We start from the raw sequence: 13,681 nt of genomic DNA, 5'->3' as shown, positions 1-13,681 counted from the left end.
TTTTGAGTATATTTTGTACTACTTTTGTTTTAAATGAATCAATTTATCAATCCCTTACCTAAAGCTTTAGTGCTCTTCTTTTTTATTGTATCATCTATAATATACGCTCAAGATAGAGATGGTTTTATATACTTTGGTAATAATCCTGAAAAAGTAGATTTTCAATTATATAAATCTTTACAAAATGCTACAAAACCTAGTAATCGACTTATTATTTTAGATAATATTGCAACCCAATTTTTACGTTCAAACAATGCTGATTCTCTTTTTCATTATGGAACTGCTCTTAAAAATGAAATTGTTTATTTAAAAGATAAACAAAAACTTAAAAAGAAATATTTATTAAAATCTTTGTTATATAAAGGTTTAGGTTCACAAAACATGGGGTTTTTAGACGAGTCTATTCGTTATTTTATAGAAGGAATTACGTTAGCAGAGAATAATAAATTAATATTTCAGCGTTTTCAATTAGCTTTAGCTGATACCTACATTTTAAAACGGGATACCTTAAAAGTAAAATCTATTTTAGATGAATTAGCATCTATTTGTACTACTCCATTAATGTTACTTCGTTATGAAATAGTAACATCCAATTATTACATCTTAAATAATCAATTTAATAAGGCTGAGGAATTAATTAAGATTACGATAGAAAAAATAAATAAAGAGAAAAACTTTAAATCTTATTTAAAATTAAGAATAGCTTTAGGCAGGTTAAAATTATTACAAAATAAATTTGATAAAGCTATTTCAATTTTTTCAGAAATTAAAAATCAATCATTAAAAAAAGGCTATTACGATATTTATATATCTTCAATTTTAAATCTTGGCAGAATTTATAGTATAAATAAAAATTATCAAGTAGCAGAAATGATACTATCCGCAGCATATGTTAATGCTGTACAATGGAATCAATTAAATTTACAGCAAAAAGTAATTAGACTTTTAACGCAAGTTTATGTTTCGAAAAAAGATTTTAAAAATGCTTATAGTTTAAAAACACAATTAGAGGCTATAAACCGTAAAATTATAACGAACCAAAATCAACGTTATATTAAAGATTTAGAGTTTAAATATGAAACATTACAAAAAGAAAAAAAGATAAATACGCTTCAAGAAGATCAAATAAATAAACAAACAGAAATAGAATATCAAAAAACAATGAAATATGTATTTCTTATAGGTTTCTTTATTATTCTTATACCAATAATTTTATTATTAATTGTTTATTACCAAAAGATTCAAACACAAAGTTTACTTAATAAACAACAAGAAAAATTAAACCAAAAAGAGATGACTTCGGTATTACAAACTCAAGAATTAGAGCTTGCTAAAAATACTATTATCGTTCAGAATAAAGAACGTGATCGTATTGCCAGGGAATTACATGACAGTATTGGAGCAAACATTGCAGGTATAAAACTTCAAATGAATAATTTAATAGTTAATAATCCTAAAGCAAATTCGCTACTTGAGCAATTAGAAAAAACATATCAACATGTTAGAGATATTTCACACAGTTTAATTCCTAGTGAATTTAAAGAAAATCATTTTACTATTTTAGTTAAGAATTATATAGCTACATTAAATCAAAATAAAACCGTAACTATTAATTTTGAAGCTTATCCTGAAAATATTGTTAATACTTTTAATTATACATTACAGTCTAATTTATTGAATATTATCAAAGAACTTATTACGAATGCTTTTAAACATGCTAGTGCAACTGAAATAGATTTACAAATAAGTATAAATATAGAAGATAACAGTATTCAACTTTTGTATGAGGATGATGGTATTGGTTTTGATTTAAATATTACTAGTAAAGGAATAGGAATACAAAATATAGAACATAGAGTTAAAACTTTTAATGGAACATTTTCAATTGATTCTGCATTAAATAGAGGTACCGTAATAATTATAAATATTCCACAACAAAATAAATTATGACAATACAATATTCTATAATAATAGCAGACGATCATAGTATTTTTTTAGACGGACTGCGAAGTATTCTTTCCGAAGAAAACAATATAACTATTGTATTAGCTGCTACAAAAGGAACACAAGTTATTAAATATTTACAGGTTAATTCAACTCCTAAAATAGACTTAGTAATAACAGATATTAATATGCCAGAAATGGATGGCATTGCCTTGAACAAGGCCATAAAAGAACAGTTTCCGGCTGTAAAAACACTAGTAGTTAGCATGTTAGAAGAACCAAAAAAAATTCAGCAATTAATTGAAGCTGAAGTGAATGGTTATTTATCGAAAAATTCTGAAAAATCAGAACTTTTAAAAGCTATTAAAACCATCTTAAAAGGAGATAATTATTTTTCACCAAGAATAAAAAATATCTTAATGGAAGCGCTATTTGAAGCAAAGTCTAAATCTCAAATTTCTTTAACTAAAAGAGAAAAAGAAGTATTAAAACTAATAGCCAAAGAGTATACGACTAAAGAAATTGCATCTCAATTGTTTTTAAGTACACATACCATAGAGACGTACCGTAAAAATTTAATTTCAAAATTAAGTGTACGTAATATAGCAGGATTAACCCGTTATGCAATGGAAGAAGGACTTTTAGATTAAATTAAACATCCTTATCCCTGAAAGTAGGTAATTGAATTTCACTACATCTAGTCTAAACTAGATGTATAAATTCGTGCAACTTTGCAGCATATTATTTAATCTTAAAAAAAAAATGATTTACGGAATTACATTAATACTTCTAAGCATTATCGCAGTACCATCTCTAATATTAGCAAAAAAACCAAATGCACAAGAATTATTAGATAAAATTGAACCTTATCAAGGTTGGATCGGTTTAATTTTTTGTTTAGCTGGTGTTTGGGGTATCATTTCAGCATTTTTAAACATTGGCTGGTTAACTTCATCTCCTATTTGGTGGATTACTCTTTTAGCAGGAAGCTTAGTTCAGGCAGTTTTAGGTTTTATGCTAGGTTTTGGTATGATTAATAAGTTATTATTAAGTAAAAATGAAGCTGCCCAACAAAAAGCAGCAGTATTAAGAGAAAAATTAGCTCCAAAATTAGGTAAACTAGGTGTATTCGGTCTTGCTGTAGGTGGTTGGATGATTGTTGCATCATTCCTTTTCATGTAAGGTTAACTTCTTTATTTAAAAAAATAAATATAGATAAATTACTTTTTAGAGTATTTAAAACATGTGTTTTCCGGGGGGATATCACTAAGTATTAGTTTTAAATGTAAATCATATGTTTTATTTAAATATATTATGTCATTTTGAAGTATTCTTTTAAGTAAAAAAACTAAGATATGAGTATTCATATCTTAGTTTTAATTCTCTATTTATTTCTTAAATAGTCATTGAAAACAACTTCGTTTCTGGCTTATTCTTGTACAATCGTTTATCAAACGCCATACATATATTACGTACATAAGGTCTTGCTTTTTCGGGTACTGACAAGCTATTCTCTTCAATAGAAACCAAGCCATCTGATTGCATTTCTTGTAATTTTCCTAAAACGATTTCAATATTCTTAACCTGTAAATGCTCAGCATCCCACGAAGTGGAAAAATGACACATAATATTTAAAATATGCTTTCGGATAATTAAATCTTCTTCAGATAAAATATGCCCTCTAAAAACTGGTATTTCTCCTTCATTTACTATTTTTTGATATTCTTTTACCGTTTTTACATTCTGTGCGAATCCATACCAAGAGTCAGAAATTGACGACATTCCTAAACCGATCATTAATTGTGTTTTATTTGCTGTGTAGCCCATAAAATTTCTGTGCAATGTTTTTTCTTGGGTTGCTTTATATAAAGAATCTGTTTTTAAGGAAAAATGATCCATTCCTATTTCAACATAGCCCATTTCAGCAAACAATTCTTTACCTATTTCATACAGTTTACGCTTCTCCTCATTTTTAGGTAAATTTTTATCATTAAAACCTCGTTGACCAACTCCTTTAACCCATGGCACATGCGCATAACTATAAAAAGAAATTCTATCGGGCTGTAATTCTTTCGTTTTATTAATCGTATGAATTACATTCTCTTTGGTTTGAAATGGTAAGCCGAAAATTAAATCGTGACTAATAGATGTATAACCTATCTCTCTTGCCCAACGGGTTGCTTTTACTACATTTTCAAAAGGCTGTATTCTATGAATTGCTTCTTGCACTTTTTCATTATAATCTTGTACGCCGAAACTTACACGTGTAAAGCCAACATCAAACAAGGTTTGCAGTTGTTCTTTTGTTGTATTATTAGGATGTCCTTCAAAGCTAAATTCGTGATTTACATGTTTTTTAGCGTTTAAAAATAATCCGTCTATAAGTTTTTTTAATTGCTCTTTTGAAAAAAAAGTAGGTGTTCCGCCTCCTAAATGAATCTCTTTTATAATAGGCGTTTCATCTACTAAGTCGGTATATAAATGCCATTCTTTTAAAACAGTATCTATATAATCTTCTTCTACTTCATGACGTTTTGTTATATGCTTATGACAAGCACAAAAAGTACATAAACTTTCGCAAAATGGTAAATGGATATAAATACTAATTCCTTCTGTGGAGTTACTTTCTATAAATGACTTTTTAAATGTTTTAATCCAATTTTCTTTCGAAAACGTATCGTTATCCCAATACGGTACCGTTGGATAACTGGTATATCTTGGTCCCGGAATATTATATTTTTGTATAAGTGAATTCATTAATATTTATCTGAAACTCCTTTTGTAATTAAAGACACCCCCGATGATGTTCCTAAACGTGTTACACCCATAGTAATATATTTCTCAGCTGTTTCTTTGTCTCTCACTCCGCCTGCTACTTTAATTTGCACGTTACCATTCGTAACTCCTTTCATGATTAGAACATCTTCTGTTATTGCTCCGCTTGTTCCAAATCCTGTAGATGTTTTTATAAAATCTGCTCCTGCATTAACCGCTAATTGCGATACCTCTTTGATTTGTTCTTTTGATAAATAGCAATTCTCAAAAATTACTTTTAAAACATTTTCACCAATCGCTTCTTTTATCAATCTAATCTCATTTTCAATATACGCAATTTCGCCATCTAGTAATTTACCTATATTAATAACCATATCAATTTCTGATGCTCCGTTTTCAATACAGTTTTGTGCTTCAAAAACTTTTACTTCTGTAGTCATCGCTCCTAACGGAAACCCGATTACAGCCGCAATTTTTACATTCGTATTTTGCAACTCTTCTTTTGCTAATTTAACATACGATCCGTTTACACAAACAGCATAAAAAGCATATTCTTTTGCTTCACGGCACAATTGAATAATTTCACTTCTTCTAGCTGTTGCTTTTAGTAGTGTATGATCTATATATTTATTAATTTCCATAATTTTATACGTTTTTAACTCTCTTTATAGTGTCTAATTTCGATAAAGTTAATCGCACAACACTTTCTTCTATAGCTGTAAGATTATGAATTATTTTTGGTTCTAATGAAATTAAATCACCTGTATTTAATTGTTTAATTTCTCCTTCTACACCAAAATCAATACAACCTTTTAGTACCTGAACAATAATTGCAAATGGCGCTTGGTGATCTTCCATCACTTGTCCTTTTTTAAATACAACACGTATTTCTTTCGAGAAATCGGTATCTAACAATAATGATACTGCTGGTTTATTCTCATTAAACTTAATATCTTCTAAAAATGAGGCTATCTTCATATATGTTTTTATTAAATGTCTATTACAGGCTTCGTAATTACTATTTTATTTTCCTTCCTAATAAATTTGTTGCAACAGTTGTAAATACGACAATACTAATGGAGCTCAAAGGCATTAAAACTGCTGCGATTACAGGTTTTAACTGACCTGTTGTTGCAAAATATAATCCAATTATATTATAACATAAAGAAAGTATAAAGCTATACTTAATTATTTTGATTGCTTTTTTTGAAGCTTTAATATAACTTCCTATTTGATCGAATTTACAGGCATCTAAAATAGCATCGCAAGCAGGAGAAAACACATTAATATTTTCTGATAACGAAATACCAACATTACTCTGCGCCAATGCTCCTGCATCATTCAATCCATCACCAATCATAATTACATTCGCTCCTTTATTTTGTAATTTTTCCACATAGTGCAATTTATCTTCTGGCTTTTGATTGAATAAAAATGACGTATTTTTTGGCAACAATGTTTCTAAAAACTTTTTTTCTCCTTCATTATCACCAGAAACAACAGCTAAATTATAGTTGGAATTTAATTCAGAAAACAATTCTTCTACACCATTTCGATAGGCATTTTTAAAAATATACTTTCCTTTATATTCATCATTCATACTAATATGAACAGACGTATCTAAATTAATTTGCTCTTTCGTGTTTTTCACAAAAGATGAAGACCCTACTCTTATTATAGTTTTTTTTAAGATAGCTTCAATTCCTTTTCCTGTAAACTCTTTAAAATTGGTCACCGAAATCATTTTTTCTGTTAAAGAACCGTATAGCATTCTACTTAACGGATGATTTGACGCTCGCAACGTACTTTTTAATAGCCCTTTTTCTTCGGATGACAACTCAACACCTTTATAATCAATTTGATTCTCTTTACTAGTTGTTAAAGTTCCTGTTTTATCAAAAATTACGCTATCAATCGCTGCTAATTGCTCTACCACAGTAGCGTTTTTTAAATAAAATTTCTTCTTACCTAAAATACGTAACATATTTCCTAAAGTAAACGGAGCAGCCAATGCAATGGCACACGGACACGCAATAATTAACACTGCCGTAAATACATTTAGCGCTTTACTTGCATCATAATACAACCAAAATGCAGTAGCAATAAAAGCGACTAATAATATTGTAATTGTAAAATGCTGACTAATACGATCTGTTAATGTTTTAAAAGACGAGTTTTTATCTTTTTTAAACACATCGTTACTCCATAATTGTGTTAAATAACTTTGTGAAACCGACGTTAAAACTTCCATTTCTATAATTCCGGATAATTGCTTTCCACCTGCGAATAATTTATCCCCTGATTTCTTTAATACAGGAATCGCTTCTCCTGTAACAAAACTATAATCTATTTTTGCATTCCCGTTAATTAATATTCCGTCTACGGGAATTAATTCTTGATTTCTAATTAACAGTCTATCACCTTTTTTGATATCATAGATTTGTACATTTTCTTCTTTTCCTTCCGATGAAATTCTTGTTACAGCAATCGGAAAATACGATTTATAATCGCGTTCGAAAGACAAGAAATTGTAGGTTTTTTGTTGAAAAAACTTACCTAGTAACAAAAAGAAAACCAAACCAGTTAAAGAATCAAAAAAACCCGTTCCTATATCCAAAATAATCTCTACTGAACTTCTAATAAATAAAACAGCAACACCTAAAGCAATCGGAACATCTATATTTAATATTTTAGAACGCCACCCTTTATAAGCCGAAATAAAATAATCCTGCGCAGCATAAAAAACTACAGGCAATGAGAATACAAACATTAACCAACGGAATATTCCTTTATAATGTTCTAGCCAAAAACCTGATACCTCAAAATATTCTGGAAATGATAAAAACATTACGTTACCGAAAGAAAAACCAGCGATGCCTAATTTATAAATTAAGCTTCGATCTACTTTCTTTTTACCGACTTCGTAATCTTCTAAACTTATATAAGGTTCGTAGCCTATGGAACTTAATAATATTACAATTTCTTTTAATGAGATGATCTCAGAATTATACGTAATCCGTACTGTCTTTTTAGGAAAATCAACTTGTGAAGCACTAACATTTTTTTGTATTTTATGTAAGTTTTCTAATACCCAAATACACGAACTACAATGTATATAAGGAATATATAAATTTACAACATGTATGTTACCATCATTAAACTCTAACAGTTTATCAACAATAACTACGTTATCTAGAAAATCGTATTTTTCTTTAATTTCTTCAGGAATAGCTCCTGGATTGTTTTGAAAATCATAATAACAGGTTAAATCGCTTTCTGAAAAAATTTCAAAAACCGTTTTACATCCATTACAACAAAAAAACTTCTCATTTACAGAGAACGTTTTAGTGTCACATTCGTTACCACAATGAAAACATAGTGTGTTTTCCATATTTACTCTTTTGCCTAGTACAAATATCTACTATCATCACTTATAAAAATATGATATTTATCAGCTTTTGAGTATATTTGAATCAGCCAAAACAGACTACCGCCATGAGCAAATGTGAACAATGCATTATTCGTCAATTCAATTCTTTAAAATCTCTTACAAAAGATGAATTGGTTAGAATTGCTGGTTGTAAAACTTCTAAAACTATAAAAAAAGGTGCTGTTCTATTTCAAGAAGGTGAACATATAAATGGGGTTTTTTGTATTAAAGACGGCGTTTGTAAAGTCTCTAAAATGAGTGATAACGGTAGAGACCAAATTGTAAATTTGGTTAGAAAAGGAGACATACTTGGTGAACGAAGTTTAATAAACAATGAAGCTTCTAACTTAAAAGCTATTGCTATAAATGATATGGAAGTTTGCTTTATTCCTAAAGATGAAATCGTTAGAGATTTAGAAGGCAACCCTAAGTTTACAATGGATATTCTTAAAAATATGGCTTTAACACTTAAATCAGCTGATAATTTTATTGTTGATATGGCTCAAAAAACAGTTAAACAGCGTTTAGCAGCAACTTTATTAAGCCTTGATGATAGATTTGCTAAAAATGAAAATGGAGCTTTAGATATACTTTTATCTCGAGAAGATATTGCTAATATTATTGGCACAGCTACCGAATCTGCAATTCGATTACTTTCTGAATTTAAAAAGAAAAAAATAATTAATTTAAAAGGTAAAGAGGTTTTTATTCTTGATTCTCAAGCTTTAAAAGATATTTCTACAGGTTTTTAAATTCCGATTTAAAACAAAAAAAACGCCTAATAATAGACGTTTTAAATTTTTAAGCTTCACCTGTTGTTCCTCCGAAATTCATTGGAATTGGCACTTGCTCATAATCTTTTATTTCACCATGTGCTTGTTCAAATTTTCGAACATTTTCAGCTAAAGCCTTTGTAAGTCTTTTAGCATGTTGTGGTGTTAAAATAATTCTCGATTTTACTTTTGCCTTAGGTACACCTGGCATTATATTGATAAAATCTACTATAAATTCAGATACTGAATGATTAATAATTGCTAGGTTACTATAAGTCCCTTCAGCAACATCTTGATCTAATTCAATATTTAATTGTGGATCTTTATTTTCTTCCATAATAAAAATTTAAAAAAAAGGCCTCTAAAAATTTAGAGGCCTTTTGTATTAGAAATTATAAATTTTTCTCCATTTCATCTCTAGGTCCTACAATCTGACGATCGTAAGATCTCATTCCTGTTCCTGCTGGTATACGCTTACCAACAATTACATTTTCTTTTAATCCTTCTAAGGTATCTATCTTACCGTTTACTGCGGCTTCGTTTAATACTTTAGTAGTTTCCTGGAATGACGCTGCTGATATAAACGACTTCGTTTGTAACGAAGCTCTTGTAATACCTTGTAATACTTGTTCAGCTGTTGCTGGTTTTGCATCACGAGCTGCTACTAAGTTTTTATCTGCTCTACGTAAAATTGAGTTTTCATCTCTTAATTGACGAGCTGAAACCATTTGCCCTGGTTTTAAATTCTCAGAATCTCCAGCATCTTCAACAACTTTCATTCCGTAGATAGCATCATTATCTATAATAAAGTCATTCTTATGAATTAATTGATTCTCTAAGAATAAAGTATCTCCAGAGTCAATAATTCTAACTTTACGCATCATTTGACGTACTACTACTTCGAAATGTTTGTCATTAATTTTCACACCCTGTAAACGATATACTTCTTGAATTTCGTTTACTAAGTATTCTTGTACTGCAGAAGGTCCTTTAATATTTAAAATATCTATCGGAGTTGTTGCTCCGTCAGATAACGGCATACCTGCTTTAATGAAATCATTCTCTTGAACTAAAATCTGATTTGATAATTTTACTAAATACTTAGTAATATCTCCTGTTTTAGATTCAATAATAATTTCACGATTACCACGCTTAATTTTACCGAAAGATACTACACCATCAATCTGAGCAATTACTGCTGGGTTAGATGGGTTACGTGCTTCAAATAATTCTGTTACACGTGGTAAACCTCCTGTAATATCCCCTGCTTTACCAGACTTACGTGGAATCTTAACTAACGTATGACCAGACGCTACTTTATCACCATCACTAACCATTAAGTGAGCACCTACTGGTAAACTATACGAACGTAAAGCATTACCATCAGCATCTTCAATAATTAATGAAGCAATGATTTTCTTATTTTTAGAATCGATCATTACCTTTTCTTGGAAACCTGTTTGCTCATCAACTTCAACAGAATAATTGATACCCTGTTCTAAATTGTCAAACTTCACTTTACCTCCAAATTCTGAAACGATAACACCGTTAAATGGATCCCATTGACATACTGCATCTCCTTTTTTAATGGTTTTCATATCTTTACTAAAGATAATCGATCCGTAAGGAATAATGTTAGTACTTAATACGATATCAGTCTTTTTATCTATGATTTTGATTTCCGCTGTACGTGAAATAACGATTTCAATCTCTTTACCATCGTTGTCTTTACCACTTACTGTACGTAAATCTTCAATCTTAACTTTACCGTCAAATTTTGCAATTAACTTATTCTCTTCAGAAATATTTCCTGCAACCCCACCAACGTGGAATGTACGTAATGTTAACTGTGTACCAGGTTCTCCAATAGATTGTGCTGCAATTACACCAACTGCTTCACCTCTTTGAACTTTTTTACCTGTTGATAAAGATTGTCCGTAACATTTTTCACAAATACCTCTTTGAGATTCACATGTTAATGCTGAACGAACTTCTACTTTATCTATTCCAGCTGCTTGTATAGCATCTGCTAATTTAAAAGTAATTAATTCTCCTGATGCTACTAAAAGTTCATCTGAATTAGGAACGTGTACATTATGCAATGCAGTACGACCTGTAATTCTATCACTTAAAGATTCAACGATTTCATCATTTTTCTTTAATGGAGCTACTTCTAACCCTCTTAAAGTTCCACAATCAACTTCGTTTACAATTACATCTTGAGAAACATCTACTAAACGACGTGTTAAGTAACCTGCATCGGCAGTTTTTAATGCGGTATCGGCTAATCCTTTACGTGCACCGTGTGTTGAGATAAAGTATTCAAGAATTGATAATCCTTCCTTAAAGTTAGAAAGAATTGGGTTCTCAATAATTTCTCCACCACCAGCTGTAGATTTTTTAGGTTTTGCCATTAATCCACGCATACCTGTTAACTGACGAATCTGTTCTTTAGATCCACGTGCTCCAGAATCTAACATCATATATACAGAGTTAAACCCTTGTTGATCCTCACGTAAACGCTTCATAGATAATTCTGTTAATTGATTATTGGTTCTTCCCCAAATATCAATTACCTGATTATAACGCTCTTTTTGCGTTAACATACCCATGTTATAGTTTCCTACAATTGCATCTACTTCTTTATTCGCTTCAGCAATCATTGTATGCTTTTCTGGTGGAATAATAATATCCCCTAATGAGAATGATAAACCACCTTCAAAGGCATATTTATATCCCATGTTTTTAATTTCATCTAAGAAATCTCCTACTGCAGGAATATTTGTAACTTTTAAAATGTCACCAATAATACCTCTTAATGATTTTTTGGTTAAAACCTCATTAATATATCCAGCAGCTTTAGGTACTTTTTCGTTAAATAAAACTCTACCAACCGTAGTTGCTATAATTTTAGTAACATCTTGCCCGTCTTCAACATCGTGAGTACGAACTTTAATACCTGCATTTAAATCTACTTTTTCCTCATTTAAGGCAATAATTACCTCTTCTGGAGAATAGAAAGTTAATCCTTCACCTTTAATAGGCACTTCTGGAGTAGACTTTCTTTCTTTTGTCATATAGTAAAGACCTAATACCATATCCTGAGATGGTACCGTAATTGGAGCACCGTTTGCAGGATTTAAAATACTATGAGAAGCTAACATTAAAATTTGTGCTTCTAAAATAGCTTCTGGTCCTAATGGCAAGTGAACAGCCATCTGATCCCCATCAAAATCGGCATTAAAGGCTGTACACACTAATGGGTGTAAACGAATTGCTTTACCTTCAATTAATTTTGGTTGGAATGCTTGTATACCAAGTCTGTGTAATGTAGGTGCACGGTTTAATAAAACTGGGTGCCCTTTAATTACATTTTCTAAGATATCCCAAACAACTGGTTCTTTTCTATCTATAATTTTCTTTGCAGATTTTACAGTTTTTACAATACCTCTTTCGATTAACTTACGAATAACAAAAGGCTTGTATAATTCTGCTGCCATATCTTTTGGCAATCCACATTCAAATAATTTTAATTCTGGTCCTACAACAATTACCGAACGTGCAGAATAATCAACACGCTTACCTAATAAGTTTTGACGGAAACGACCTTGTTTACCTTTTAAACTATCAGATAAAGATTTTAAGGGTCTGTTAGATTCTGTTTTTACTGCAGATGATTTACGTGTGTTATCAAACAATGAATCTACTGATTCTTGTAACATACGTTTTTCATTACGTAAAATAACCTCAGGGGCTTTAATTTCCATTAATCGCTTTAAACGATTGTTACGGATAATTACACGACGATATAAATCATTTAAATCTGAAGTAGCAAAACGACCACCATCTAATGGCACTAATGGACGTAATTCTGGCGGTATAACTGGCACCGCTTTCATAATCATCCACTCTGGATTGTTTTCTCTATTTTTTTGCGAATCTCTAAAAGCTTCAACAACATTCAAACGCTTTAATGCTTCGTTTTTACGTTGCTTAGAAGTTTCAGTATTTGCTTTATGACGTAATTCAAATGATAATGATTCTAAATCGATTCTTTCTAATAAATCGATTAAACACTCAGCTCCCATCTTAGCGATAAACTTTGTAGGATCTGTATCATCTAAATACATATTTTCTTGTGGAAGTGTATCTAAAATATCTAAATACTCTTCTTCTGTTAAGAAGTCCATTTTTTGTAATGGCTCTCCGTCAACAGTTTTAGCGTCACCTGGCTGAATTACTACATAACGTTCGTAGTAAATAATCATGTCTAACTTTTTAGATGGTAAACCTAAAAGGTATCCCATTTTGTTAGGTAATGATCTAAAATACCAAATGTGAGCTACAGGTACCACTAAATTAATGTGACCTACTCTATCTCTACGTACTTTTTTCTCAGTAACTTCTACACCACATCGGTCACAAATAATTCCTTTATAACGGATTCGTTTGTATTTACCACATGCACATTCATAATCCTTTACAGGACCGAAGATACGTTCACAAAATAAACCATCTCTTTCTGGTTTATGTGTACGGTAGTTTATAGTTTCTGGTTTTAAAACCTCACCTCTTGATGCGCCTAAAATAGACTCTGGTGATGCCAAACCAATTGAAATTTTGTTAAACTTTTTAACAGTGTATTTTTCGTTCTTTCTTGCCATAATGAGTAATGGATTCGAATTAAAAATTTGCCTCTAATGAGACGTATATTTAAAATGATTTATTAGTAGGTAATTACAATAATTACCTACTAATA

Annotated in this window: 10 protein-coding genes; 4 read left to right on the top strand and 6 right to left on the bottom strand. The window is 30.4% G+C overall.

Features of this window, described 5'->3' with window-relative positions; translation table 11 throughout:
- Positions 1-33: 33 nt before the first annotated feature.
- From ACQ629_RS11620 to ACQ629_RS11610, 3 genes are all read left to right on the top strand, one after another.
- Positions 34-1,950, top strand: coding sequence for a tetratricopeptide repeat-containing sensor histidine kinase (locus tag ACQ629_RS11620; protein ID WP_483705117.1), 1,917 nt, complete (start codon positions 34-36; stop codon positions 1,948-1,950).
- Positions 1,947-2,594 carry a response regulator gene (locus ACQ629_RS11615; protein WP_483705115.1) on the top strand — a complete coding sequence of 216 codons (648 nt, stop codon included), beginning with the start codon at positions 1,947-1,949 and terminating at the stop codon, positions 2,592-2,594. The genes ACQ629_RS11620 and ACQ629_RS11615 overlap by 4 nt, the downstream gene beginning before the upstream one ends.
- Before the next feature lie 112 nt (positions 2,595-2,706).
- Positions 2,707-3,126, top strand: coding sequence for a hypothetical protein (locus ACQ629_RS11610; RefSeq protein ID WP_483705113.1), 420 nt, complete (start codon positions 2,707-2,709; stop codon positions 3,124-3,126).
- Positions 3,127-3,339: 213 nt separating this feature from the next.
- Here the strand turns inward: ACQ629_RS11610 and hemN are convergent, their stop codons facing one another.
- From hemN to ACQ629_RS11590, 4 genes are read right to left on the bottom strand one after another with little or no spacing between them, the layout of a single operon-like run.
- Positions 3,340-4,701, bottom strand: coding sequence for an oxygen-independent coproporphyrinogen III oxidase (gene hemN / locus ACQ629_RS11605; RefSeq protein WP_483705111.1), 1,362 nt, complete (start codon positions 4,699-4,701; stop codon positions 3,340-3,342).
- Entirely contained in the window at positions 4,701-5,360 is a 660-nt protein-coding gene (gene deoC, locus ACQ629_RS11600) for a deoxyribose-phosphate aldolase (RefSeq protein WP_483705109.1), read from the bottom strand. Before deoC ends, hemN begins: the two co-directional genes overlap by 1 nt.
- 4 nt (positions 5,361-5,364) lie before the next feature.
- On the bottom strand, positions 5,365-5,697 hold the full coding sequence (locus ACQ629_RS11595; protein WP_483705107.1) for an AraC family ligand binding domain-containing protein: 333 nt from the start codon (positions 5,695-5,697) through the stop codon (positions 5,365-5,367).
- Between the two features lie 40 nt (positions 5,698-5,737).
- Complete coding sequence (locus tag ACQ629_RS11590) at positions 5,738-8,110, bottom strand: heavy metal translocating P-type ATPase (protein WP_483705105.1); 2,373 nt, start codon at positions 8,108-8,110, stop codon at positions 5,738-5,740.
- 104 nt (positions 8,111-8,214) lie between these two features.
- Between ACQ629_RS11590 and ACQ629_RS11585 the strand changes: the two genes are divergently transcribed.
- The gene (locus tag ACQ629_RS11585) at positions 8,215-8,901 is read left to right on the top strand and encodes a Crp/Fnr family transcriptional regulator (protein WP_483705103.1); all 687 of its coding nucleotides are present in this window, start codon (positions 8,215-8,217) and stop codon (positions 8,899-8,901) included.
- 49 nt (positions 8,902-8,950) lie between these two features.
- On the opposite strand, the gene ACQ629_RS11580 is transcribed toward ACQ629_RS11585, so the two are convergent.
- On the bottom strand, positions 8,951-9,259 hold the full coding sequence (locus ACQ629_RS11580; RefSeq protein WP_218773112.1) for a DUF3467 domain-containing protein: 309 nt from the start codon (positions 9,257-9,259) through the stop codon (positions 8,951-8,953).
- A 55-nt stretch (positions 9,260-9,314) separates the two neighbouring features.
- On the bottom strand, positions 9,315-13,586 hold the full coding sequence (gene rpoC / locus ACQ629_RS11575; protein ID WP_483705101.1) for a DNA-directed RNA polymerase subunit beta': 4,272 nt from the start codon (positions 13,584-13,586) through the stop codon (positions 9,315-9,317).
- Positions 13,587-13,681: the final 95 nt, after the last annotated feature.

Source organism: Tenacibaculum sp. SM2510 (genome assembly GCF_057002845.1).
The sequence above is the reverse complement of the archived record's forward strand: the minus strand, read 5'-3'. Positions and strand labels throughout refer to the sequence as shown.

Excerpts from the sequence above, each read along its gene's own strand:
- ACQ629_RS11620 (WP_483705117.1), top strand. The coding sequence starts at position 34 with ATGAATCAATTTATCAATCCCTTACCTAAAGCTTTAGTGCTCTTCTTT.
- ACQ629_RS11615 (WP_483705115.1), top strand. The coding sequence starts at position 1,947 with ATGACAATACAATATTCTATAATAATAGCAGACGATCATAGTATTTTT.
- ACQ629_RS11610 (WP_483705113.1), top strand. The coding sequence starts at position 2,707 with ATGATTTACGGAATTACATTAATACTTCTAAGCATTATCGCAGTACCA.
- hemN (WP_483705111.1), bottom strand. The coding sequence starts at position 4,701 with ATGAATTCACTTATACAAAAATATAATATTCCGGGACCAAGATATACC.
- deoC (WP_483705109.1), bottom strand. The coding sequence starts at position 5,360 with ATGGAAATTAATAAATATATAGATCATACACTACTAAAAGCAACAGCT.
- ACQ629_RS11595 (WP_483705107.1), bottom strand. The coding sequence starts at position 5,697 with ATGAAGATAGCCTCATTTTTAGAAGATATTAAGTTTAATGAGAATAAA.
- ACQ629_RS11590 (WP_483705105.1), bottom strand. The coding sequence starts at position 8,110 with ATGGAAAACACACTATGTTTTCATTGTGGTAACGAATGTGACACTAAA.
- ACQ629_RS11585 (WP_483705103.1), top strand. The coding sequence starts at position 8,215 with ATGAGCAAATGTGAACAATGCATTATTCGTCAATTCAATTCTTTAAAA.
- ACQ629_RS11580 (WP_218773112.1), bottom strand. The coding sequence starts at position 9,259 with ATGGAAGAAAATAAAGATCCACAATTAAATATTGAATTAGATCAAGAT.
- rpoC (WP_483705101.1), bottom strand. The coding sequence starts at position 13,586 with ATGGCAAGAAAGAACGAAAAATACACTGTTAAAAAGTTTAACAAAATT.